Genomic DNA, 22,857 nt, shown 5'->3' with positions numbered 1-22,857 from the left:
GCAGCAGAGCGGGCAAGCCTTAGCGCAACGTCAATAAATTTACTAACGTCATGACTCTACAAACATTCTCTGAAGCGACTACAGGAGAATACCGCGCTGGCGGCGGCAGGCAAGAGGGCAGGAAAGAAAAACCGCCGGTCCTGTCCACAGCGATTGCGCTTTTGTGGACAGGATCCCGGCGGTCTTAAGAGTGTGAACCGATTATTCGGTTGGTGCTGGCATTTTACCTTCCATCGCCGGACGTTCTGTCAGACGCTTCTCAAAATTCGCATTAAATTGTTTTTTCTGTTCCGGTGTCAGAATGTTGTAGATCTTGTTCTGGGTTTCCATGTGAGCCAGCATGCGGGCTTTATGCTGCTCGGCCATTTTGTCGATCTGCGCTTCAGCTTTCGCCTTATCGAAGCTGTCGCTGGCGATGATGTCATGCATCGCACGACGCTCTTCAAGCGGTGGACGTTTCATCTGATCGCGCTGACTTTTCATGATGTCGCGGATCTGCTGCTTCTGCGCATCTGTCAGGTTCAGGTCCTTAAACATCATCATCTCGTGCATACCCGGCTTGCCTTTATGATGCATCATCATTTTGCCTTCAGCAGGCGCGGCAGGGGTGGTTGCGGTATCTGCGGCGAACGCCATGCTGGTAGCGCCCAGAGCCAGGGTAGAAGCAACAAACAGTGCAGTAAACTTACGCATAATTTATTTCCTTTCTTTCAGTTATTCTTCGGCGCTATGCCGTGTTGACGAGATTAACTTTACGGGGTTTATCGTCAATTAGTCAGAGCAACGGTAAAACAATGAAAGTGTAAAAAACAAATTTTCGTCAAATGTGGAGAAAATAAGGATAAAGCGTAGAGAGTTGCAACAAATAATATTTAAAACGATGATTTTAAAGAGAATAAGCAGAAGTATAGCGGAGAGCGGATTAATAATAAAGCAATTCGCCAGGAATAATCCGCAAAAGAGGTATGAGCGCTTTAATTGCTAAGAAATGTTTTTCCCCTCCCGAGTGATGAGAGGGGAAAAGGTCAGGATATTTTTTCCAGCATCAGCCCGGCACGCAGGCCAAATGCCACGGTGGGGTTGGGAAATAACACATACTCGGTGGTTTTCTGCACCTCGTAACGCTCTTCGCCATCTTCAGCCAGCAGCGCCCCTTTACGAAACGGCGTGAAGTTCAGGGTGTGCGCGGCCATATGAAGCTGGAAAGCATCGCTGCGGCGCGTGATCTGCTGTACGACCCGATACCGCTCGACGGGTTGATGCGTGTGCTCGGGCGCCGCCCCACCCAGCAATGCCCGCAGGGCAAGATGCGTTGGCGCAAAACGAGTGAGATCGTTTTGCCCAAACGGCAACGCTTTCCCCAGCTCCAGCGTACAGGCCAGCGCGCCGAAGTGTTCACAGGTAAAGTGCGTAAAGGTTCCGCCCGGCGACTGGTGGAACACCAGCGCCTCCAGCCCGGCATCACCCAGCCAGTCGAGGAACGCTTCATCCCACGGCTGATTGCGCTGCGGCAGCACGCCGAAGCGGACATGGTAAGACGCGCGAATGGCCGTGTGCAGATCCAGATGCCAGCGCACTGGCCCCGCCGACGCAAAAAACGCGCTCACCACGTTCTCCAGCCACTGCGCCCGCGCCGTCTCGTCACTCTGCGGGAACTGCGACCAGCGCCCGCCGAACATGCGGTTAATGTCACTCACCAGATAGCGTTTGTTTTGCGCCAGCGCGGGTGGGTTCCCAAGCACCACCAGCACGCGGCACTGAAGCGTAATCTCTTTGCGATACAACGCGCGCAGCAGCAGGTCAACAATCTCCACGGGCGCCGTTTCATTCCCGTGAATACCGGTCGAAAGCAGTAGCGAGAGATCGCTCTCTACAACCGGTGTCAGTTCAAGCACCCCACGCCCCAGCCACCGCCAGTGGAATGAGGGGCCCTCCCCCTCACTCTGTTCCGGCGTTTCATCGGCCAGGGTCAGCGCCAGTAAATTTTCCATACCCACTCCTTAGCGCTGGAACGGATAAACCGATCCCAGCTGCAGGATTGATGTTAACGCGTCAAGCGCCTCGCGACCTTCGCGTAACAGTTGCGGGTCAACGAGGTCAGCCTGCGTTAACCGGTCGCGATAGTAGCGGTCCACCCAGTCGTTCAGGGTAGTAAACAGCGTCTCATTCATCATTACTGCCGGGTTAACGGCCTGCATTTCTGACTGCGTCAACACCACGCGCAGGCGCAGACAGGCCGGTCCGCCGCCGTTGGCCATACTTTCGCGCAGGTCAAACACCCGCAGCTCGTCAATCGGGTTATCGGCCTTCACCAGCTCGGTCAGGTAACGCCACACCCCGCTATGATCCCGCGACTCCTGCGGCAGGACCAGCATCATGCTGCCGTCATCACGGCTCAACAGCTGGCTATTGAACAGATACGTTTCGACCGCATCCTGGACGCTCACCGCCCGGGTAGGCACCTGAATCGGCATAAAACCGGGTACGCGTTCGCGCAGCGTGGCGAGCAGCCTCTCCTGATGGGCAAACGCCTGCTCGTGGCAGAAGAGGACCTGACGGTTCGAAACGGCGATCACGTCGTTATGGAAGACGCCCTGGTCAATCACCTGCGGGTTTTGCTGGGCAAAAATCACCTGCGAAGGATTGACCTGGTTGAGGCGGGCGACCGCCTGGCTGGCGGCCAGCGTCTGGCGCGCGGGATAGCGAACAGGGGCAGAATGACCGCCCTCCTCGCGCCCGTAGATAAACAGCTGCACGCCGGGTTCACCGTAATCGCCCCCCAGCCGGTTATGGTTGGCCGCACCTTCGTCGCCAAACATTGCCACCTGCGGCAGGGCCGGATGCACCTCAAAATGGGCGTCATGGTTGAATATGGCGCGCAGCACGCGCTCGGTGGTTTCTGCTTCGGTGGCGCGGTGGAATTTGTTATTCAGGTTCGCCACCGTCAGATGGACTTTGCCATCCAGCGTGTCGGCTGACGGGGCGACGGTGGCCGCGTTGGCGACCCACATCGAAGAGGCCGAACTTGCCGCAGAGAGCAGGTGCGGCGTTTGCGTTCCCGCTTTTTCAACGACCTGCTCATCGCTGCCGGTGAAACCGAGCTGACGCAACACCGCGACGTTCGGGCGTTCCTGCGGCGGAATAACCGCCTGCGGGAAACCGGCATCCGCCAGCGCTTTCATTTTCAACAGCCCCTGCTTCGCCGCCAGCTTCGGGTTGGAGACCTGAAAGCGGTGCTTCGTCGAGGCCTCATTACCAAAAGAGAGACCGGCGTAGTGGTGCGTCAGCCCCACCAGCCCGTCAAAGTTGACTTCACGCGCTTTCATGACGTTCCCCTCCGGTAAAGTCCAGCCCCGGATTAAGCGTTTCCGGCAGCGTCAGCGCCGGGCTTTCCAGGCTCGCCATCGGCCATGCGCAGTAATCTGCGGCGTACCACGCGCTGGCGCGATGGTTGCCCGACGCGCCCACGCCGCCGAACGGCGCGGTGCTCGCAGCACCGGTCAGCGGTTTGTTCCAGTTCACAATCCCCGCACGCGCTTCCAGCAGCAGCTGTTCAAACTTCTCACGCTGCGGCGAAATCAGTCCGCTCGACAGGCCGTAGCGGGTGTTGTTGGCCATTGCGATGGCGCTGTCAAAATCGTCATAACGCCAGACGCAGAGCAGCGGACCAAAGACCTCTTCATCCGGCACGTTGCTCGCCCCGCTCATCTCAACGATGCCCGGCGTTAGCAGCGAGGTACCCGGCTGAACCTGCTTCGGTTCGAGCAGGGTTTTCGCCCCGCGAGCGACGTGGTCCTGCCAGGCCTTCAGCACGTTTTGCGCGGCCTGCTCGGAAATCAGCCCACCAATAAACGGCTGCGGGTCGGCATCCCACGCGGCGGGGACCAGACGCGCACTCACCTCAACCAGACGTTTAAGGAACGCGTCCCCCTGCGCGCCCCGTTTCACCAGCAGACGGCGGGCACAGGTGCAACGCTGTCCAGCGGTAATAAAAGCAGACTGAATCGTCAGGTGCACCGCGGCATCGATATCATCAGGATCTTCTACGATCAGCGGGTTGTTGCCGCCCATCTCGAGGGCGAGAATTTTTTCCGGCTGCCCCGCCAGCTGGCGATGCAGTTGATAGCCCGTCCCGGCGCTGCCGGTAAACAGCAGGCCGTCGATATCGCTCAGCGCGCTCAGCGCCTGACCGGTTTCACGCCCGCCCTGCACCAGATTCAGCACGCCCGGCGGCAGGCCCGCCTGTTCCCACAGCTTAACCACCGCCTCGCCGGTGAACGGCGTTAACTCACTCGGCTTGAAAATAACGGTGTTGCCCGCCAGCAGCGCCGGCACGATGTGGCCATTCGGCAGATGCCCCGGGAAGTTGTACGGACCAAACACCGCCAGCACGCCGTGCGGACGGTGGCGCAGCGTGGCCGCGCCGTCCGGCATCTCGGTATGCTGCTCGCCGGTGCGGGTGTGGTAGGCCTTCACTGAAATGGCGATTTTATTGATCATCGCCGTCACTTCCGTGGCCGCTTCCCAGCGCGGTTTACTGGTTTCAGAGGCAATAATGCGCGTCAGCTCGGCTTTGTTCGCTTCCAGCAGCCCGGCGAACTTTTCAACAAGTGCCTGGCGCACGGCGAAAGGCTGTTTTGCCCACGCCGGAAACGCGCGACGCGCGGCATGGCAGGCTTGTTCCACCTGCGCGGCGCTGGCGTCGTTCCCCTTCCAGAGCACCTCTTTGCCTACCGGATTGGTTTTTACGCGCTGTTCGCCTTCGCCCGTGACCCAGTCACCGTTAATCCATAATGTCATGCTGTTTTCTCCTCAGGGCAGAGACGCACCAGGCGAACCGTATCGCCGGCGTTACATTTCAGGGCATCCAGTTCTGCAGCCGTCAGTACCAGACGTTCACATTTCGGGTTGGTCCGCACCAGCATCGCGCGGAAGTTGGTGTAATTTTCGTTCGCCACCAGGCACGCCGGCCAGTCACCCGGCGCGGGCTGACCTTCGGCAACTTCAACCAGCCGGCTTTTACGGATCGCACGGACGCGGTCGATATCGCACTCAAGCGTTGGCCCACCGTCAAAGATGTCCACATAGTTACGGTAGCGGAAACCCTCTTTCTCCAGCACCGCGCGGGCAGGCGCGGTTTGCGGATGGACTTCGCCGATCACCGCCTGCGCTTCCGGCGTTAAGAAATGGGTGTAAATAGGATGCTTCGGCATCAGCTCAGCGATAAAGGCTTTCTGACCGGTGCCGCACAGGTAGTCCGCCCGGCTGAACTCCATCGAGAAGAAGCGCTCGCCCAGACTCTCCCAGAACGGCGAGTAGCCTTTGTCGTCGATCACGCCGCGCATCTCCGCAACCACTTTTTCGTTGAAGCGATCGCGGAAGGCGGCCATAAACAGAAAGCGCGATTTGGAGAGCAGATAGCCGTTGCCCTCTTTGCGCCACGCCGGGTCGAGGAACAGCGTGCAGAGCTCGCTGGCGCCCGTGTGGTCATTACAGAGAAACAGCGTCGGCAGCGCGTTATAAACGTTCAGCTCTTTGGAAGCATGCACCATGGTGCCAACGCGGTAGTTGTACCACGGGTCGTTAAGCCCGACGGCAACTTCGATAGCGCAGATCCCGGCCACGGTCCCCGTGGTGGTGTCTTCCAGCACGAACACATATCCCTGTTCGCTTTTTGGCAACGTCCCCTGCCAGGTTTGCAGGGCGCGCTCAATGCGCGCCGACAGCGTTTTTTCATCGGCAGGAAGCGAGGTCAGCCCGCCTCCCGTCTTACCGGCAAGCTGCATGAGCCCGGCGAGATCGCCGCGCTCAACGGGACGGATGACCATCATGATGACACCCCGGACTTCACCTGTTCACACGCCTGCGCAAAACGGTCCAGACCGGTTTGCACCTCTTCCTCGCTGACAATCAGCGCAGGAGCAAAACGCACCACGTTGGCACCGGCAATCAGGACCATCACGCCCATTTTTGCCGCTTCCTGTGAAATAAGTTTAGCTTTTCCGGCAAACTCAGCGGTGAGCTCGCAGCCAATTAACAGCCCCAGGCCGCGAATTTCTTTAAACAGCCCCGTTTTGCTGTTGATGGCATTCAGACGCTCAACAAACCAGTCGTGACGCTGCTTAACGCCTTTCAACACCTCCGGGGTATTAATAATGTCGAGAACCTGCCCGGCGACAGCGGTGGCCAGCGGGTTGCCGCCGTAAGTGGTGCCATGGGTGCCCACGGTCATCACGCTGGCGAATTTATCGGTGGTCAGCATCGCCCCAATCGGGAAGCCGCCGCCCAGCGCTTTGGCAGTAGAAAGCACGTCAGGCGTAACGCCGTAGTGCATATAGGCATACAGCTCACCCGTACGGCCCACGCCGGTCTGCACTTCATCGAAAATCAGTACCGCATTGTGACGATCGCACAGCTCGCGCAGCCCCTGCAGGAACGCTTTTTGTGCCGGAAGAACGCCACCCTCACCCTGCATCGGCTCGACAATTACCGCACAGGTGGTGTCGTTGATCAGTTCGCTGGCGGACTGCAGATCGTTATAAATACCGTGACGGATCTCCGGCGGCAGCGGTGCGAAATCCTGCGAGTAAGCAGGCTGGCCGCCCGCGCTGACGGTAAAGAGCGTGCGCCCGTGGAAGGCATTTTTAAACGCCACGATACCGCTCTTGTGGGCACCAAACTTGTCGTGGGCATATTTGCGCGCCAGCTTCAGCGCCGCTTCGTTGGCTTCCGCCCCTGAGTTACAGAAAAAGACTTTTTCGGCAAACGTCGCGTCGATCAATTTTTTCGCCAGGCGCAGCGCGGGCTCGTTGGTAAAGCCGTTGCCGGTATGCCAGAACTTCGCCGCCTGGTCATTCAGCGCCTGACGCAGTGCCGGGTGCGCATGGCCCAGCGCGTTTACCGCAATCCCACCCGCAAAGTCGATATACTCTTTACCCTGCTGATCCCACAGGCGCGAGCCTTCCCCACGAACCGGAATAAAAGCCGCCGGAGCGTAAACCGGCATCATCCATTCATCGAAATTTTCACGCGTAATTGACAGAGACATAGCGACCTCATCCGGTAAATAAAAGGTTATTTGAATGTTAAATAATTGAGTGTTTGCACTGTGAATGTAGATTGCAGCCTTCGTGCCAGCCAGCGATAAAAATGCATAAACCGGTCTGATGAACAGAATATCAATGAGTTACAACATGGAGTTATTCACTGTTAGTGCATAAAAAGTGAATATTTTTACGACAAGCGGCGCTTTGCCGCATGAAAATCAGAAAGAGTATGCACAGGCCAAATATAATTCTGGAATTGTGATCGCTCGCGAAATTTATCGGCCATTTACGCCCTGTTTGAGGGCGATGCGCGTCAGAATGGTGCAAATATTGCACCACCGGCATTATCTGTCGCAGTTATTGGTCGAAGCCGGTAACAGTTGACGCAAATTCTGCTACCATCCTTGCACTATTCACCTTGCACTGGCAGCGACTATGAAATTTGTCTCTTTTAATATCAACGGCCTGCGTGCCCGCCCTCATCAGCTTGAAGCTATCGTTGAGCAACATCAGCCGGATGTGATCGGCCTGCAGGAGACCAAGGTCCACGACGACATGTTCCCTCTCGAAGAGGTGGCGAAACTCGGTTATAACGTCTTTTACCACGGTCAGAAAGGTCACTATGGCGTCGCGCTGCTGACCAAAGCGCCGCCGGTTTCCGTACGTCGCGGCTTCCCTGGTGACGGTGAAGAAGCCCAGCGCCGCATCATCATGGCGGAAGTGCCTTCTGCGCTCGGCAATATCACGGTCATTAACGGCTATTTCCCGCAGGGTGAGAGCCGTGACCACGAGACCAAATTCCCGGCCAAAGCGAAGTTTTATCAGGATCTGCAGGACTTCCTGACCACCGAACTCAAAAAAGAGAATCCGGTGCTGATCATGGGCGACATGAATATCAGCCCGACGGATCTCGATATCGGTATTGGCGAAGAGAACCGCAAGCGCTGGTTGCGTACCGGCAAATGCTCTTTCCTGCCGGAAGAGCGTGAGTGGATGGAACGCCTGCTGGGCTGGGGCCTGGTGGATACCTTCCGCAATGCCAACCCGGAAACGCAGGACCGCTTCTCCTGGTTCGACTATCGCTCAAAAGGTTTTGACGACAACCGTGGTCTGCGTATCGATCTTCTGCTGGCCAGCGCACCGCTGGCAGAGCGCTGCATCGAAACCGGGATCGACTACGATATCCGCAGCATGGAAAAGCCGTCCGATCATGCGCCAGTGTGGGCGACCTTCAAGCTGTAATGACGCGTGAACAGTCGAAAATTCCTTCTCCTGTGCGCCCTTCTGGGCGCATTTATTCTGACGATTGTTCTCCTTCCGCCGGGCACACTCTCTCTGGAAGGGATTAAAACGCATCAGCAGGCGTTACTCGCCCACGTCGACCGCGCGCCGCTGCAGAGCGCCATGATCTTTTTTGCGCTCTATGTGCTGGTTTCCGCCCTGTCGATACCGGGTGCAGCGATACTGACCCTGCTGGGTGGGACGCTGTTTCCCCTGGGAGAAGGCATCGTGCTGGTCTCGTTTGCCTCGACGCTCGGGGCAACGCTTGCGATGCTCGCCAGCCGTTATCTGCTGGGTGAGTGGGTCCAGCAGCGATTTGCTCAGCAGATGAAAACGGTTAACGTTGGCATGAGGCATGACGGCGCGGGCTATCTTTTTGCCCTGCGCCTGATGCCGCTGTTCCCGTTTTTTCTGGTGAATTTGCTGATGGGGCTGACCCGCATGGGGGTATTCCGCTACTGGTGGGTGAGCCAGGCGGCGATGCTGCCCGCGACGGTTGTCTTTCTGAACGCCGGGCGCGAACTGGGAAAAGTGGCATCGCTTCGCGATATTTTGTCGCCGGGCATGGTATTCGCCTTTACACTACTGGGGTTATTACCGCTGGTCACACGCCAGCTCTTTTCCCGTTACACCCCCTTGTCTAAAAAGTGAGGCATTATGCGCCGTGTGCGTTTTTGCGCGTTTCTGACCGGCCTGCTGCTGGCAGCCCCCCTCTGTGCTGCCGACAGCTGGCAGGCAATCCAACAACAGGCCAAAGGCCAGACCGTCTGGTTTAACGCCTGGGGCGGCGATCCGGCGGTCAACCGCTATCTGGAGTGGGTCAGCGGTGAGATGCAAACGCACTATGCCATTACCCTTAAGATCGTCCCGCTGGTGGACGCTGCCGACGCGGTAAAACGCATTCAGACGGAAGCCGCAGCAGGGCGTAAGAGCAACGGCTCCGTCGATCTGTTGTGGGTCAACGGTGAAAATTTCCGCACGTTAAAAGAGGCTAACCTGCTGCTGAGCGGATGGGCACAGACGCTGCCGAACTGGCGCTATGTCGATACCCGCAAACCCGTTACCGAAGACTTTGCGGTGCCCACAGACGGGGCAGAATCGCCGTGGGGCGGCGCGCAGCTGACCTTTATCGCCCGCAAAGGCAGCATGCCAGCGCCACCGGCGGATCCGCAGGCGCTGCTGGCTTACGCGCAGCAGCATCCGGGTAAGATGAGCTACCCTCGCCCGCCCGATTTTACCGGCACGGCATTCCTTGAGCAACTGCTGCTGGCGCTCACCGCTCGTCCACAGGCGCTGCAAAAAGCGCCCGATGATACCTTTGCCCAGGTGACCGCGCCGCTGTGGGATTACCTCGACACACTCCACCCGCTGCTGTGGCGCGAAGGAAAAGATTTCCCGCCCTCACCTGCCCGGATGGATGCCCTGCTTGCCAGCGGCAGTCTGAACCTGTCGCTGACATTTAACCCGGCCCATGCGCAGCAAAAAGTCGCCCGCGGCGAACTGCCCGCCGACAGCTACAGCTTTGGTTTCCACGGCGGAACGATCGGTAACGTCCATTTTGTGGCGATTCCGGCCAACGCCCGCGCCAGCGCAGGCGCGAAGGTGGTCGCCAATTTCCTGCTCTCGCCGCAGGCGCAGATCCGCAAAGCTGACCCCGCCGTCTGGGGCGACCCAAGCGTGCTGGATGCCAGGGCGCTGCCTGACAGTGAAGCAACGCGCTTGCAGGCTTTCACGCCTCAGGGGCTACCGAAAGTGCTTGCAGAGCCGCAGTCCGGCTGGGTGAACGCGCTGGAGCAGGAATGGCTGCGTCGTTACGGCACCCGCTAAGCGGGCTGGTCTGGCTGGCGATGGCGGTTATCTATCTGCCGATCCTGCCCGCTGGCGCCATGCTGTTAGCCCCGGCGTTTTCTGCAACAAACTGGCAGAGGCTGCTGAACGACCCGCAGCTTCCGCAGGCGGCCGCGGCCACGCTGGTCTCAACGCTCATCGCCACGCTGGGCGCGTTGCTGATTGCCCTGATTTTCGTCAGCCTTTTCTGGCCCGGCAAACGCTGGCGACGTCTCACCACGCGCCTGCCGTGGCTGCTGGCGATCCCGCACGTGGCGTTTGCCACCAGCGCATTACTGCTGTTTGCCGAGGGCGGGCTGTTCTACCAGTTCTGTACCGTCTGTACGGCTCCCTTTGACCGCTACGGCGTTGGACTGGGGCTGACGCTCGCCGTAAAAGAGAGCGCATTTGTGCTGTGGGCAATTTACGCCGTACTGCCGGAAAAACGGCTGGCGCAGCAGAAGATCGTCCTGCGAACCTTCGGTTACGGGCGGTTTCAGATACTTAACTGGCTGATCCTCCCGGCGATCGCCCCTCTCCTCGGCGCGGTGATGCTGGCGGTACTGGCGTGGTCGCTGTCGGTCGTGGATGTGGCGATCGTTCTCGGCCCCGGAAATCCGCCTACCCTGGCCGTGCTGGCCTGGCAGTGGCTGAGCCAGGGCGATGCCGGGCAGCAGGTGAAAGGGATGCTGCTGTGCCTGGTTCTGCTTTTGCTGCTGGCTGCGCTGGCCGCCCTGGGGTACGGCTTCTGGAAGGCATGGCGCCGCACGGTTGCCGACCTCACCGGGATGCGCCGCCGATCTGAGCGCATTCTGCCTGAACGCGCAGTAAGCGGGTTTCTGCCCGGATGCGGCGTCCTGTGCGCTGCGGTGCTGCTGATGCTGGCGCAGCGGGACGACGTGGGCCCTGTGGGGAACAGCCTCTCCTTCGGCCTGCTGTCGAGCCTGCTCGGTCTGGTCGTCAGCGCGCTCTGGCTGGAATGGGGACCGCAGCGCGGCGCAGTGTGGGTTTGGTCTCCGCTTGCCCTTCCGGCGCTGCCGCTCGTCACCGGCCAATATACGATTGCGTTGCAGCTGGGACTCGACGGGCAGTATGCCGCCGTGCTCTGGAGCCATCTGCTGTGGGTGTTACCGTGGATGCTGCTGGTGCTGCAACCTGCCTGGCGCCGGATCGATCCCCGGCTTATCCTTACCGCCAGAACGCTGGGCTGGCGACGGACAAAAATCTTCTGCCTGCTGAAATGTCCGCTGCTGCTACGCCCCGCGCTGCTGGCCTTTGCCACCGGTTTTTCCGTCAGCATGGCGCAGTACATGCCAACGCTGTGGCTGGGCGCAGGGCGTTTCGCCACGCTGACCACCGAAACCGTCGCGCTCAGCAGCGGGGGCAGCATTCCTCTTCTGGCTAACCGGGCGCTGGGGTTACTGCTGGTTACGGGGGCCGTGTTTGGCCTTGCCGCCCTGCTCTCCCGGTTCGTGGGCCACTACCGCCAGGGATTACGTTAATGTTGAAGGTAAAAAATCTCACCATCGAACCGCTGTTCCGTGAGGTCAATTTTTGCGTTCCCCGCGGGGAGATAGTCACCCTGATGGGCCCCTCCGGCAGCGGCAAATCGACCCTCTTTGCCTGGATGGTCGGCGCGTTGTCAGACGATTTTCAGGCGCGGGGCGAACTGTGGCTCGACGCGCGTCGCTGCGACGGCCTTCCCGTGGAATCCCGCGGGCTGGGTATTCTCTTTCAGGACGCGCTATTGTTCGACACATTCAGCGTCGGGCAAAATCTGCTGCTGGCGTTGCCTGAGCGGATCGTCGGAGGCGCGCGTCGGGAAGCTGTCGAGCAGGCGCTGAACTCCGCTGGTCTGGGCGGCCATTACGCCAGTGATCCGGCCACCCTCTCCGGCGGGGAGCGCACCCGGGTCAGCCTGTTGCGGGCCCTGCTCGCGGAGCCGAAGGCTCTGCTGCTGGATGAACCGTTCAGCCGCCTCGATAAAACGCTACGGGCCTCATTTCGGCAATGGGTATTTGACGCCATTCGCGCACGCGATATTCCGGTGGTGCTGGTCACCCACGATGAGGACGATATTCCGCCCGGCGGCGAGCTGATTGAGATTTCTCGCTGGCAATAATGTGCTAACGCAATGTTTTCCATGACGGGAGAGACGACAATGCCCCCCTCTTTTACTGACGTCAGGTTATTCGATGAAACGTGTTTCTCAACTGACCGCGCTGACCCTGCTCTGCGGCTTCGCCTCTTTTTCCTCTCTGGCCGCTGATATGCCTAACGCGATGACGCTGTCCCAGCTTCAGGCACAGCACGGCACGCCTGTCGACACCCGCGCCAGCGCCTTCTATAACGGCTGGCCGCAAACGCTCAGCGGTCCCTCCGGGCATGAACCCGCCGCACTTAATCTGTCAGCCGCCTGGCTGGACGCGATGAGCGACGAGCAGATTGCGCTGTGGGCCAAACAGCATCAGCTTACCCCCTCGTCGGCCATCGCGCTGTACGGGGACGCGCGCGATAACCAGGCGGTGAGAGCCCGTCTGGAGAAAGCTGGATTCCATTCTGTTTCGCTGCTCAGCGATGCCCTGCAGACGCCCGAGCGCCTTCAGCGCCTGCCCCATTTCGAACAGCTCGTCTACCCGCAGTGGATCCATCAGCTTCAGCAGGGTAAACCGGTGGTTGCCGCACCGGAGGGTGACTGGAAAGTGATTGAAGCCGCCTGGGGCGCGCCGAAGTTTTACCTGCTGAATCACATTCCCGGCGCGGGCTATATCGACACCAACGAAGTGGAGAGCGAGCCGCTATGGAATAAAGTCTCCGACGATAAGCTGAAAGCGATGCTGGCGAAGCACGGGATCCGTCACGACACCACCGTCATTTTGTATGGCCGTGACGTCTACGCCGCCGCGCGCGTGGCGCAGATTATGCTCTATGCGGGGGTGAAAGATGTGCGCCTTCTCGATGGCGGCTGGAAGGCGTGGTTAGATGCCAACCTTCCGGTTGAGCGCGGTACGCCAGCGAAGGTGACGCCGGCCCCTGATTTTGGCGCGCCGATCCCCGGTCAGCCGCAGCTGATGGTTGATATGACGCAGGCACGCGGGATGCTGCACCGCCAGGATGCCTCCCTGGTCAGCATTCGTTCGTGGCCGGAGTTCATCGGCGAAACCAGCGGCTACAGCTACATCAAACCCAAAGGTGACATTGCCGGTGCCCGCTGGGGCCACGCCGGCAGCGATGCCACCCACATGGAAGATTTTCATAACCCGGATGGCACCATGCGCACAGCTGACGATATTTCCGCCATGTGGAAACGCTGGGACATTCTGCCGGAACAACAGGTCGCGTTTTACTGCGGCACAGGCTGGCGGGCGTCTGAAGCCTTCATGTACGCCCGGGCGATGGGCTGGAAGAAGGTCGCGGTCTATGACGGCGGCTGGTATGAATGGAGCAGTCACCCGCAGAACCCGGTCTCCACCGGCGAGCGCGGGCCCGACAGCGCCCGCTAAGCGTGACGTGATTTAAGCGTCACGTACCCGCTCCAGATGCGCGTTGTGGTGGTCAGCCAGCACAGCGCGCCAAATACCCACGCAAACAGCGCAAAGTGCGCCGGTAACAGGCAGCACAGTACGAACAGCGCGATGGTCTCCGTCCCTTCCGTTAACCCGCCGAGGTAATAAAACGACTTGTGCGCATAGCCGGGGTTGTCGATATCGTGCTTCGCGGCCAGCGCCGCAAACGCCAGAAAACTGCTGCCGGTGCCGATAAACGCAAACAGCAGCCAGGCGGCAGGCAGCGCATTCTCAGCGGGTGCCGCCAGCGCAAAACCAAACGGCACCAGGGCGTAGAACAGAAAATCGAGCGCGATATCGAGAAATCCCCCTGCGTCCGTCAGCCCTCTCCGGCGCGCCAGCGCGCCGTCCAGACCATCCAGCAGGCGGTTGAGCGCAATAGCGACCAGCGCCGCGGAGTACCAGCCAAGGGCCAGAAACGGCAGCGCCAGCACGCCGATGGCAAACCCGGTCAGGGTTAATCCGTCAGGGGTGATGCCCGGCGTATCCAGCACGGATACCAGTCGATTCAGTGTCGGTTTTAACCGCGGGTGCAGGTGGCGATCAAGCATGAGGCGTCTCGTTAAACGTGGCACACAGGCCCTGAGCCGGAATATCCAGGGCGGCATTGAAGCGGGCAGAGAGATTCTGAAACGCAATGAGCGCCGTCATCTCAGTAATCGCGTCGTCCGTGAAGTGATGTTTCAGCGCCGTTCGGATGGCCTCATCCGCCCGGGGCGGCGTGGCGGTCACCGCCTCGGCGTAGGCCAGCGCCGCACGCTCCTGACTCGTGAACAGCGCGGAGTCTTGCCAGTTACTCACGGCCTGAACTTTATCCAGCGCCCCACAGCGTTCGGCCAGCCGCAGGCTATTGGCATCGATACAGAAAGCGCAGTGGCAGAGTTGCGATACCCGCGTCATGAGCAGGGAGCGCAGTTCGGGCGTCAGGCGCGCGTGACGACGCTCCAGAAAACCGACAAACAGCGCCACCAGCCAGAAAAGACGCGGCATACGTCCCCACCAGCGCGTGGGGTTTAGCACGGCACCAAAATGTTTTTTCTGCATGGCGGCAATCGGTTTTAAACTCGCCGGAAGGGTTGGGATGGGATCGACCCAGGTGTGCGTCTCTTTCACCGGATTCTCCTGATGGCTGGACTCTGACAAAGGGCACGATAATATGGTGTTTTTCGTTATTAAGTATTGACGCCCATGCTAAAAACAGTCGATGTCGTTGCGGCCATCATCGAAAAAGACGGCAACATTTTACTGGCACAGCGCCCTGCTCACGCTGACCAACCGGGGATGTGGGAATTCGCCGGCGGAAAGGTGGAATCCGGCGAAACACAACCGGAGGCGCTTATCCGCGAACTGCAGGAAGAACTCGGTATTGCGGCCCAGCCAGGCCAGTATGTCGCCAGCCACCAGCGGGAGGTCTCGCAGCGGTTGATCCACTTGCATGCCTGGCACGTTCCCGCTTTTAGCGGCGAGCTCACAGCGCACTACCACAGCGCGCTGGTGTGGTGTACGCCGGAAGAGGCGTTCAGCTACCCCTTAGCCCCGGCCGATATTCCGCTGCTGGAAGCGTTTATTGTTTTACGCGACGCCAGACCAGCGGGTTCGTGCTGATGGCGCGCTCATCGCGCTGGCACTGCAGCAGCACACCGTCCGCCTTCACCACCGCCCCTTCGGAATAGTTCTGATCCTGATAGATGCAGCACTGGTTACAGGGCTGCGCTCTCTGGCCGCTGGAACTAAAGACCTCTGGCGGGACATTCACTTCCACATCCGGGCGAATACGGTCAGCCTGCGCGCCGGCCGAGAACATCAAACATAACGCGGTGAATACATAACGGTTCATAGACTTATCTTCCTGTCGTGTCCTGATAAAGACTATAACGGTTAATCCACGCGGAACCTTTAATTTATCTCGCCATCGCTTTTTGTTATGACCCGGCCCGGGTCATTAATTTCCCTTTCGGCATGAATTTCTGCTTGCTTCACAAAGCGGTGCGGGTGGTATAGTCAAAAAAACAACACAAATTGCATAAGCAATAGACACAAATAACTATAAGAGGTTCTTATATCTATGGATCAGACACGCTCTCTGGAAAGTTTCCTTGCCCATGTTCAGCAGCGCGACCCGCATCAAAGCGAGTTTGCCCAGGCCGTTCGTGAAGTGATGACCACCCTGTGGCCTTTCCTTGAAGAAAATCCACGTTATCGTCAGCTGTCTCTGCTTGAGCGCCTGGTTGAACCAGAGCGCGTTATCCAGTTTCGCGTGACCTGGGTGGACGATCGTAATCAGGTTCAGGTTAACCGCGCGTGGCGCGTGCAGTTTAACTCCGCCATCGGGCCGTTTAAGGGCGGGATGCGTTTCCACCCCTCTGTTAACCTGTCGATTCTCAAATTCCTCGGCTTCGAGCAAACCTTTAAAAATGCGCTGACCACCCTGCCGATGGGTGGCGGTAAAGGCGGAAGTGATTTCGATCCCAAAGGCAAAAGCGAAGGCGAAGTGATGCGTTTCTGTCAGGCGCTGATGACCGAACTCTATCGCCACCTTGGTCCGGATACCGACGTGCCAGCGGGAGATATCGGCGTCGGAGCACGCGAAGTGGGTTTTATGGCAGGGATGATGAAAAAGCTCTCCAACAACAGCGCCTGTGTCTTCACCGGCAAAGGGTTGTCCTTCGGCGGCAGCCTGATCCGCCCGGAGGCCACGGGCTACGGCCTGGTCTATTTCACTGAGGCGATGCTCAAGCGCCACGGCCTGGGCTTTGAAGGGATGCGCGTGGCGGTGTCCGGCTCCGGTAACGTGGCGCAGTATGCTATCGAAAAAGCGATGCAGTTTGGCGCCCGCGTGGTGACGGCGTCAGACTCCCGAGGCACGGTGGTGGATGAAGCGGGCTTTACGGCGGAAAAGCTGGCGCGCTTGTGCGAAATCAAAGCCAGCCGCGATGGCCGTCTCGCCGACTATGCCGCAGAGTTTGGCCTGACCTGGCTGGAAGGCAAACAGCCGTGGAGCGTGCCGGTGGATATTGCCCTGCCGTGCGCCACGCAGAACGAACTGGATGTGGACGCCGCGCGGACATTAATTAGCAATGGCGTGAAGGCGGTGGCCGAAGGGGCCAATATGCCGACCACCATCGAGGCGACCGATCTGTTCCTGGAAGCGGGCGTGCTGTTTGCACCGGGCAAAGCCGCCAACGCAGGCGGCGTGGCAACCTCCGGTCTGGAGATGGCGCAAAACGCCGCGCGTCTCGGCTGGAAAGCGGAGAAAGTGGATGCGCGTCTGCACCATATCATGCTGGATATTCACCACGCCTGCGTGGAGTACGGCGGAGAGGCGTCGCAAACCAACTACGTGCGCGGCGCGAATATCGCCGGGTTCGTCAAGGTGGCGGATGCGATGATTGGGCAGGGTGTGATTTAAGCTTTATCGTGCGGCCGGGTGCCCTCACCCCGGCCCTCTCCCACGGGGAGAGGGAGAAAACCGGGCGTATCAGGCCGCGCTTTTTTTCTTCTTAAACGGTTTCTTCGCACCGCTACCCGGTGCCACCATTCCTCTGAACCGCTTCACCGGCGTGCTGCGCGCCTGATCGATCAGCTGATAAAGCGTCCCCACCAGCGGCTGCATAAAGTCCTGATAACGACACTGCTTTTCGCTGATCTGCGTCAGCACCGATTCCCAATGCGCGGTCATGTCCGGCCTTGCGGCCAGCTCCGGCAGGGAATGAATCAGGGCGCGTCCCGGCTCAGTCGAATGGATATAGCGTCCTTTTTTCTCCAGGAAACCGCGTTTAAACAGCAGCTCGATGATTCCGGCACGGGTCGCTTCGGTGCCCAGACCGTCGGTGGCGCGCAGGATCTTCTTCAGATCTTTATCCTGCACAAACCGGGCTATCCCGGTCATCGCCGACAGCAGCGTCGCATCGGTGAAATGGCGCGGCGGCTGCGTCTGGCGCTCAACCACTTCCCCTTTCTCGCACAGCAGCTCGTCGTCTTTAGCCACCACCGGCAGCGGCGTGCCGTCGTTCTCTTCGTCGCGCTCTTTACTGCCAAGCAGGGTGCGCCAGCCCGCTTCCGCGAGGAAGCGCGCTTTGGCGACAAACTTGCCTTTGGCAATGTCCAGTTCGATAACGCATTTGCGGAACACCGCATCCGGGCAGAACTGCATCAGGTACTGACGGGCGATCAGGTTATAGACCTTCGCTTCGTTATCCGTCAGGTTAACGCTGCTGGCGCGGGCCGTCGGGATAATCGCGTGGTGGGCATCCACCTTCTTATCATCCCAGCAGCGGTTGTGAGTGTCCGGGTTCACCGCCGGCTTCGGCAGCAGATCCGGCGCGTGGACGCTAATGGCGTTCATCACCGCGTGGCGTCCGGCAAAATGCTCTTCCGGCAGGTAACGACTGTCCGAACGCGGATAGGTGATGAGCTTGTGGGTTTCATACAGCTTCTGGCAGATGTCCAGCACGTTCTGCGCGCTAAGCCCAAAGCGCTTCGCGGCCTCAATCTGCAGGGCAGAAAGTGAAAACGGCAGCGGCGCGGGTTCTGATTCCCGTTTATCGTTATAGCTGGTCACGATGGCCGGTTGCCCGGTGATGCGGTTAACCACATGCTCCGCCAGCGGACGATGCAGCAACCGCCCCTCTTCATCCTGATACGATTCGCAGGCATCGCTCGGCTGCCAGACAGCGGTAAAGCGCTCCTCTTTCGGCGTGACGATATGCGCTTTCACTTCAAAGAAATCTTTGGCGACGAAATTCTCAATCTCTTCGTCGCGACGCACCACCAGCCCCAGCACCGGCGTCTGCACGCGGCCCACGGAGAGCACGCCCTGATAGCCAGCGTTACGCCCGAGGATGGTGTAGGCGCGGGTCATGTTGATGCCGTACAGCCAGTCCGCACGCGCACGGGCTAGCGCGGAGACGCACAGCGGGATAAACTCGCTGTTGGCGCGCAGACGCGAGATCGCGCGTTCAACGGCCTGCGGGTTGAGGTCGTTGATCAGGCAGCGTTGTACCCGCTGGCGCTTTTCCGGTGCCAGCTCCAGGTAGTCCAGCACTTCATCCACCAGCAGCTGCCCTTCCCTGTCCGGGTCACCCGCGTGCACGATCTCAGCCGCTTCATGCAGGAAGCGCTTGATCACGTTGAGCTGTTTGGTGACCGAAGGTCGGGGCTGCAGGCGCCATTTTTCGGGCACGATGGGCAAATCATTCAGATTCCAGCGGGCGTAGCGGCTGTCATAGACATCCGGCTGCGCCTGCTCAAGCAGGTGACCAATACACCAGGTGACCACCTGCCCGTTACCGCATTCAATAAAGCCGTCGCCTTTGCGATGCGGTTTAGGCAGCACATCGGCGATGGCTCGCGCCAGACTCGGCTTTTCGGCAATAAACAACCGCATCGAATTAACGAATCTCAATCATCGGTCGGCCACCGCGTGCGGTCACCAGCTCGCCGATCGCCGTCAGGGTAATGCCAAACTCGGCAGCCGTCGCCTGAACTTCGGCTTCGGACTCCGGCGTAACCGCCAGCAGCAGACCGCCGGAAGTTTGCGGATCGCACAGCAGGTTGCGCCATTCTTCAGGCATGTCGCCCATCAGATGACCGTAGCTGGCGAAGTTGCGCCGGGTACCGCCCGGGACTGCGCCCTGAGCAATGTACTCTTCCACGCCCGGCAGTTTCGGCACGTCCTGATACCAGACCTGCGCCTGCACGCCCGCCCCCTGACACACTTCGGAGAGGTGCCCCAGCAGACCGAAACCGGTCACGTCGGTCATCGCCTTCACGCCGTCGATATTGGCGAAAGCGGCACCCGCGAGGTTCATCTGGCACATGACTTCTGTCGCCAGCCCCTGGTGCTCTGGTTTCAGAAGGGATTTTTTCTCGGCGGTGGTCAGCACGCCAATACCCAGCGGCTTGGTGAGGAACAGCTTGCAGCCCGCCTGCGCGGTGCTGTTACGCTTCACGCGCTCGGTCGGCACCACACCGGTGACGGCCAGCCCAAAGATAGGCTCCGGCGCATCAATCGAGTGACCACCGGCCAGCGCAATCCCCGCCTGCTGACAGGCGAAACGCCCGCCATCTATCACCTCGCGGGCAACTTCTGGCGGGATGGTGTTGATCGGCCAGCCCAGAATAGCGATCGCCATAATCGGTTTGCCGCCCATGGCGAAGATATCGCTGATGGCGTTAGTGGCCGCAATACGCCCAAAGTCGAACGGGTTGTCGACAATCGGCATAAAGAAGTCGGTGGTGCTGATAATGCTGGTGCCGTTACCCAGGTCATAAACCGCTGCATCGTCACGCGTTTCGTTGCCGACAAGCAGGTTCGGGTCGACAAACTTCGCCTGTTCGCTGTGCAGGATGGTCTCCAGCACTTTCGGGGAAATTTTACAACCGCAACCGGCTCCGTGGCTGTACTGCGTTAAACGAATGGTTTGCTCGCTCATGGACGTCTCCTGTCATCTCAATCGCGCTATGGTAGCGCTCATTCCATAAAGAGGTAAGTATGACTGTCTGAATTCTGCGGCAGATGCTCAGAATCCAGACAGTTTAGCGTGCGTTATCAGAAACGGCTGACGAAAGGCGTGGTGTCCGGCACGCTGATGGTGCTGGAGGCTTTAAGCTGCGGGGTACCGAGATAGAGGAAGCCGACAATTTTGTCATGCTCGCCGCAGCCAAAACCGTCACGGACCGCCGGGCTTTCGGTCAGCGGACCGGTGCGCCAGATGCCGTTGAAGCCTTGCGCGACAGCGGCCATTTGCATCGCCATCACGGCGCAGCCGGCAGACATTTCCTGTTCCCAGACCGGCACCTTATGGTCAGCCTGGCATTTTGCCACGACAGCGATGATCATCGGGGCGCGGAACGGAGCATTACGCGCCTTGTCGATACCTTTCTCATCCTGCCCTGCAGCCACCGCGCCCTGCTCCAGCAGCTGGCTGAAACGATCGCGGCCTTCGCCTTCAATCACAAAGAAGTGCCACGGCTGCAGAGTGCCATGATCGGGGGCACGCATACCGGCACGCAGAATGTTCTCCAGCTGTTCGCCCGCCGGGGCCGGTTCGGCCAGACGTGAAGCGCTACGGCGGTTAACAAGCAGTTCGAGTGCATCCATTGGTTAACTCCTTTCTTGAAATTTACTCACAAAATTAACACGACGGCAGATTTTGTTACAGCCTGGCAGGCGATTCCTGCTGACAAGTGGCGGTTGGGTCATTACGATAACCCAACATTACCGTCCAGTGGCGACGGAAACAGTCATTTTCTGGTTAGGGAGAATACATGCGAACCCTTTGGCGAATCTTTGCCGGTTTCTTTAAATGGACGTGGCGACTGCTCAACTTCGTCCGCAACCTGGTGATGAACATCTTCTTCATTTTCCTGGTTCTGGTTTGCGCGGGCATCTGGATGCACATCAGTAACGCGAATCAGGCGCAGCATTCGACTCGCGGGGCGCTGTTACTCGATATCACCGGCGTTATTGTTGATAAACCGTCTGCCAGCAGCCGTCTGGGGGTAATCAGCCGCCAGCTGTTTGGCGCGACATCAGACCGTCTGCAGGAAAATTCCCTGTTTGATATTGTCGATACCATTCGTCAGGCCAAAGACGACCGTAACATCACCGGGATCGTGCTGGATCTGAAAGATTTTGCCGGCGGCGATCAGCCTTCCATGCAGTACATCGGTAAAGCGCTGCGCGAATTCCGCGACAGCGGCAAGCCGGTGATTGCCGTGGGCGACAGCTACAGCCAGGGGCAATATTATCTGGCGAGCTTTGCCAATAAGATCTGGCTCTCCCCGCAGGGCACGGTCGATCTGCACGGTTTTGCCACCAACGGGCTGTATTACAAATCGCTGCTCGACAAGCTGAAGGTCACCACCCACGTCTTCCGCGTCGGGACTTATAAGTCGGCCGTTGAGCCGTTTATCCGCGATGATATGTCCCCTGCCGCCCGTGAAGCGGACAGCCGCTGGATTGGCGAACTGTGGCAGAACTATCTGGGCACCGTTGCCGCTAACCGCCAGATTACGCCGGAACAGGTGTTCCCTGGCGCACAGAGCGTGCTGGACGGCCTGCGTAAAGTGGATGGCGATACCGCGAAATATGCTCTTGATAACAAACTGGTTGATGCCCTGGGCACCAGCGCCGAAATTGAAAAATCCCTGAGCAAACAGTTTGGCTGGAGCAAAGAGGACAAAAATTACAGCGCCATCAGCATGTACGACTACTCGGCGAAAAAACCGGATGAGAGCGGTGACAGCGTCGCGGTGGTCTTTGCCAACGGTGCCATCATGGACGGTCAGGAGACCCCGGGGAACGTGGGCGGTGATACCACGGCATCACAAATCCGCGATGCGCGCCTGGATCCGAAAGTGAAAGCGATTGTGCTGCGGGTGAACAGCCCTGGTGGCAGCGTCAGCGCCTCCGAGGTGATCCGCGCTGAACTGGCTGCCGCGCGTGCCGCCGGCAAGCCGGTCGTCGTCTCAATGGGCGGAATGGCCGCCTCCGGGGGGTACTGGATCTCCACTCCCGCTAACTACATTGTGGCTAACCCAAGCACATTGACCGGATCAATTGGCATCTTCGGGGTGATCAACACCGTGGAAAACAGCCTGGATTCTCTGGGCGTGCATACCGACGGCGTGGCGACCTCCCCGCTGGCGGACGTGTCGGTGACAAAATCTCTGCCGCCGGAAGTCTCTCAGATGATGCAGCTCAGCATTGAGAACGGCTATAAACGCTTTATCACTCTGGTGGCGGATTCGCGTAAAAAGACGCCTGAGCAGATCGACCAGATTGCCCAGGGCCACGTCTGGACCGGCCAGGATGCGAAGAGCAACGGTCTGGTCGACAGCCTGGGCGACTTCGATGACGCGGTGAAGAAGGCTGCTGAACTGGCGAAGCTGAAACAGTGGCATGTTGAATACTATCAGGACGAGCCGTCGTTCTTCGATATGGTCATGGACAGCATGTCCGGCTCCGTGCGCGCCATGCTGCCGGAGGCGCTGCAGGCCTATCTGCCTGCGCCCGTCGCCACGGCGGCAAAAGCGATGAAAGCGGAAAGCGATAAGCTCGCGGCCTTTAATGATCCACAAAGTCGTTACGCGTTTTGCCTGACCTGCGCGAACGTCCGTTAAAAACCGTCCCC

The 22,857-nt window shown here is 59.2% G+C and carries 21 protein-coding genes; 9 read left to right on the top strand and 12 right to left on the bottom strand.

Translation table 11 applies throughout. The features are described from left to right. Positions 1 to 201: 201 nt before the first annotated feature. The 6 genes from spy to astC all read right to left on the bottom strand — a co-directional run bounded on the left by spy (position 202) and on the right by astC (position 7,048). On the bottom strand, positions 202 to 693 hold the full coding sequence (gene spy / locus C1N69_RS09080) for an ATP-independent periplasmic protein-refolding chaperone Spy (RefSeq protein WP_047958321.1): 492 nt from the start codon (positions 691 to 693) through the stop codon (positions 202 to 204). 332 nt (positions 694 to 1,025) lie between these two features. Continuing rightward, entirely contained in the window at positions 1,026 to 1,991 is a 966-nt protein-coding gene (gene astE / locus C1N69_RS09075) for a succinylglutamate desuccinylase (protein ID WP_095440841.1), read from the bottom strand. Positions 1,992 to 2,000: 9 nt separating this feature from the next. Further along, the gene (gene astB, locus C1N69_RS09070) at positions 2,001 to 3,326 is read right to left on the bottom strand and encodes an N-succinylarginine dihydrolase (protein ID WP_155031025.1); all 1,326 of its coding nucleotides are present in this window, start codon (positions 3,324 to 3,326) and stop codon (positions 2,001 to 2,003) included. Further along, entirely contained in the window at positions 3,313 to 4,800 is a 1,488-nt protein-coding gene (gene astD, locus C1N69_RS09065) for a succinylglutamate-semialdehyde dehydrogenase (protein ID WP_059385754.1), read from the bottom strand. Before astD ends, astB begins: the two co-directional genes overlap by 14 nt. Next, positions 4,797 to 5,831 carry an arginine N-succinyltransferase gene (gene astA, locus C1N69_RS09060; RefSeq protein ID WP_025757366.1) on the bottom strand — a complete coding sequence of 345 codons (1,035 nt, stop codon included), beginning with the start codon at positions 5,829 to 5,831 and terminating at the stop codon, positions 4,797 to 4,799. The genes astD and astA overlap by 4 nt, the downstream gene beginning before the upstream one ends. After that, positions 5,828 to 7,048, bottom strand: coding sequence for a succinylornithine/acetylornithine transaminase (gene astC / locus C1N69_RS09055; protein WP_155031024.1), 1,221 nt, complete (start codon positions 7,046 to 7,048; stop codon positions 5,828 to 5,830). Before astC ends, astA begins: the two co-directional genes overlap by 4 nt. 433 nt (positions 7,049 to 7,481) lie before the next feature. Between astC and xthA the strand changes: the two genes are divergently transcribed. The 6 genes from xthA (at position 7,482) to C1N69_RS09025 (ending at position 13,657) form a co-directional block, all read left to right on the top strand. Next, positions 7,482 to 8,288, top strand: coding sequence for an exodeoxyribonuclease III (gene xthA, locus C1N69_RS09050; protein ID WP_045285263.1), 807 nt, complete (start codon positions 7,482 to 7,484; stop codon positions 8,286 to 8,288). Positions 8,289 to 8,294: 6 nt separating this feature from the next. Then, positions 8,295 to 8,978: a TVP38/TMEM64 family protein gene (locus C1N69_RS09045; protein WP_155031023.1), complete on the top strand. Its 684-nt coding sequence runs from the start codon at positions 8,295 to 8,297 to the stop codon at positions 8,976 to 8,978. 15 nt (positions 8,979 to 8,993) lie between these two features. Beyond that, the gene (locus C1N69_RS09040) at positions 8,994 to 10,154 is read left to right on the top strand and encodes an ABC transporter substrate-binding protein (protein ID WP_420841808.1); all 1,161 of its coding nucleotides are present in this window, start codon (positions 8,994 to 8,996) and stop codon (positions 10,152 to 10,154) included. Continuing rightward, positions 10,127 to 11,656: an ABC transporter permease family protein gene (locus tag C1N69_RS09035; RefSeq protein WP_155031021.1), complete on the top strand. Its 1,530-nt coding sequence runs from the start codon at positions 10,127 to 10,129 to the stop codon at positions 11,654 to 11,656. The genes C1N69_RS09040 and C1N69_RS09035 overlap by 28 nt, the downstream gene beginning before the upstream one ends. Beyond that, positions 11,656 to 12,276, top strand: coding sequence for an ATP-binding cassette domain-containing protein (locus C1N69_RS09030; RefSeq protein ID WP_155031020.1), 621 nt, complete (start codon positions 11,656 to 11,658; stop codon positions 12,274 to 12,276). The genes C1N69_RS09035 and C1N69_RS09030 overlap by 1 nt, the downstream gene beginning before the upstream one ends. Positions 12,277 to 12,349: 73 nt before the next feature. After that, positions 12,350 to 13,657 carry a sulfurtransferase gene (locus tag C1N69_RS09025; RefSeq protein WP_155031019.1) on the top strand — a complete coding sequence of 436 codons (1,308 nt, stop codon included), beginning with the start codon at positions 12,350 to 12,352 and terminating at the stop codon, positions 13,655 to 13,657. Here C1N69_RS09025 and C1N69_RS09020 read toward each other — a convergent pair. After that, a complete protein-coding gene (locus C1N69_RS09020) occupies positions 13,654 to 14,271 on the bottom strand; it encodes a CDP-alcohol phosphatidyltransferase family protein (RefSeq protein ID WP_155031018.1) in 618 nt (205 codons plus the stop codon). The genes C1N69_RS09025 and C1N69_RS09020 overlap by 4 nt on opposite strands. Further along, positions 14,264 to 14,833 (bottom strand): carboxymuconolactone decarboxylase family protein, encoded by a 570-nt coding sequence (locus C1N69_RS09015; RefSeq protein WP_094918946.1) that lies wholly within the window; start codon positions 14,831 to 14,833, stop codon positions 14,264 to 14,266. The genes C1N69_RS09020 and C1N69_RS09015 overlap by 8 nt, the downstream gene beginning before the upstream one ends. Positions 14,834 to 14,908: 75 nt before the next feature. Between C1N69_RS09015 and C1N69_RS09010 the strand changes: the two genes are divergently transcribed. After that, the gene (locus tag C1N69_RS09010) at positions 14,909 to 15,325 is read left to right on the top strand and encodes a pyrimidine (deoxy)nucleoside triphosphate diphosphatase (RefSeq protein WP_094918945.1); all 417 of its coding nucleotides are present in this window, start codon (positions 14,909 to 14,911) and stop codon (positions 15,323 to 15,325) included. On the opposite strand, the gene C1N69_RS09005 is transcribed toward C1N69_RS09010, so the two are convergent. After that, positions 15,285 to 15,557, bottom strand: coding sequence for a YnjH family protein (locus C1N69_RS09005; RefSeq protein WP_025757376.1), 273 nt, complete (start codon positions 15,555 to 15,557; stop codon positions 15,285 to 15,287). The genes C1N69_RS09010 and C1N69_RS09005 overlap by 41 nt on opposite strands. A gap of 228 nt (positions 15,558 to 15,785) precedes the next feature. Between C1N69_RS09005 and gdhA the strand changes: the two genes are divergently transcribed. Next, positions 15,786 to 17,129 (top strand): NADP-specific glutamate dehydrogenase, encoded by a 1,344-nt coding sequence (gene gdhA, locus C1N69_RS09000; protein ID WP_047958309.1) that lies wholly within the window; start codon positions 15,786 to 15,788, stop codon positions 17,127 to 17,129. Positions 17,130 to 17,198: 69 nt separating this feature from the next. On the opposite strand, the gene C1N69_RS08995 is transcribed toward gdhA, so the two are convergent. From C1N69_RS08995 to C1N69_RS08985, 3 genes are all read right to left on the bottom strand, one after another. Beyond that, positions 17,199 to 19,106, bottom strand: coding sequence for a DNA topoisomerase III (locus C1N69_RS08995; RefSeq protein ID WP_155031017.1), 1,908 nt, complete (start codon positions 19,104 to 19,106; stop codon positions 17,199 to 17,201). Between the two features lie 4 nt (positions 19,107 to 19,110). Beyond that, entirely contained in the window at positions 19,111 to 20,154 is a 1,044-nt protein-coding gene (gene selD, locus C1N69_RS08990) for a selenide, water dikinase SelD (protein WP_155031016.1), read from the bottom strand. 116 nt (positions 20,155 to 20,270) lie between these two features. Further along, positions 20,271 to 20,822, bottom strand: coding sequence for an NAD(P)H nitroreductase (locus tag C1N69_RS08985; protein ID WP_045285253.1), 552 nt, complete (start codon positions 20,820 to 20,822; stop codon positions 20,271 to 20,273). A 167-nt stretch (positions 20,823 to 20,989) separates the two neighbouring features. Here C1N69_RS08985 and sppA point away from each other — a divergent pair, with 167 nt between their 5' ends. Continuing rightward, a complete protein-coding gene (gene sppA, locus C1N69_RS08980; protein ID WP_155031015.1) occupies positions 20,990 to 22,846 on the top strand; it encodes a signal peptide peptidase SppA in 1,857 nt (618 codons plus the stop codon). The last annotated feature ends 11 nt before the right edge of the window (positions 22,847 to 22,857 follow it).

The organism is Enterobacter sichuanensis, from assembly GCF_009036245.1.
Taxonomy (GTDB): domain Bacteria; phylum Pseudomonadota; class Gammaproteobacteria; order Enterobacterales; family Enterobacteriaceae; genus Enterobacter; species Enterobacter sichuanensis.
Note: the sequence above shows the minus strand (reverse complement) of the source record. Positions and strands in the feature narration are given on the sequence as shown.

What these genes read in the sequence shown, in the direction of transcription:
- spy (WP_047958321.1), bottom strand. Translation starts at nt 693, where the DNA reads ATGCGTAAGTTTACTGCACTGTTTGTTGCTTCTACCCTGGCTCTGGGC.
- astE (WP_095440841.1), bottom strand. Translation starts at nt 1,991, where the DNA reads ATGGAAAATTTACTGGCGCTGACCCTGGCCGATGAAACGCCGGAACAG.
- astB (WP_155031025.1), bottom strand. Translation starts at nt 3,326, where the DNA reads ATGAAAGCGCGTGAAGTCAACTTTGACGGGCTGGTGGGGCTGACGCAC.
- astD (WP_059385754.1), bottom strand. Translation starts at nt 4,800, where the DNA reads ATGACATTATGGATTAACGGTGACTGGGTCACGGGCGAAGGCGAACAG.
- astA (WP_025757366.1), bottom strand. Translation starts at nt 5,831, where the DNA reads ATGATGGTCATCCGTCCCGTTGAGCGCGGCGATCTCGCCGGGCTCATG.
- astC (WP_155031024.1), bottom strand. Translation starts at nt 7,048, where the DNA reads ATGTCTCTGTCAATTACGCGTGAAAATTTCGATGAATGGATGATGCCG.
- xthA (WP_045285263.1), top strand. Translation starts at nt 7,482, where the DNA reads ATGAAATTTGTCTCTTTTAATATCAACGGCCTGCGTGCCCGCCCTCAT.
- C1N69_RS09035 (WP_155031021.1), top strand. Translation starts at nt 10,127, where the DNA reads ATGGCTGCGTCGTTACGGCACCCGCTAAGCGGGCTGGTCTGGCTGGCG.
- C1N69_RS09030 (WP_155031020.1), top strand. Translation starts at nt 11,656, where the DNA reads ATGTTGAAGGTAAAAAATCTCACCATCGAACCGCTGTTCCGTGAGGTC.
- C1N69_RS09025 (WP_155031019.1), top strand. Translation starts at nt 12,350, where the DNA reads ATGAAACGTGTTTCTCAACTGACCGCGCTGACCCTGCTCTGCGGCTTC.
- C1N69_RS09020 (WP_155031018.1), bottom strand. Translation starts at nt 14,271, where the DNA reads ATGCTTGATCGCCACCTGCACCCGCGGTTAAAACCGACACTGAATCGA.
- C1N69_RS09010 (WP_094918945.1), top strand. Translation starts at nt 14,909, where the DNA reads ATGCTAAAAACAGTCGATGTCGTTGCGGCCATCATCGAAAAAGACGGC.
- C1N69_RS09005 (WP_025757376.1), bottom strand. Translation starts at nt 15,557, where the DNA reads ATGAACCGTTATGTATTCACCGCGTTATGTTTGATGTTCTCGGCCGGC.
- gdhA (WP_047958309.1), top strand. Translation starts at nt 15,786, where the DNA reads ATGGATCAGACACGCTCTCTGGAAAGTTTCCTTGCCCATGTTCAGCAG.
- C1N69_RS08995 (WP_155031017.1), bottom strand. Translation starts at nt 19,106, where the DNA reads ATGCGGTTGTTTATTGCCGAAAAGCCGAGTCTGGCGCGAGCCATCGCC.
- selD (WP_155031016.1), bottom strand. Translation starts at nt 20,154, where the DNA reads ATGAGCGAGCAAACCATTCGTTTAACGCAGTACAGCCACGGAGCCGGT.
- C1N69_RS08985 (WP_045285253.1), bottom strand. Translation starts at nt 20,822, where the DNA reads ATGGATGCACTCGAACTGCTTGTTAACCGCCGTAGCGCTTCACGTCTG.
- sppA (WP_155031015.1), top strand. Translation starts at nt 20,990, where the DNA reads ATGCGAACCCTTTGGCGAATCTTTGCCGGTTTCTTTAAATGGACGTGG.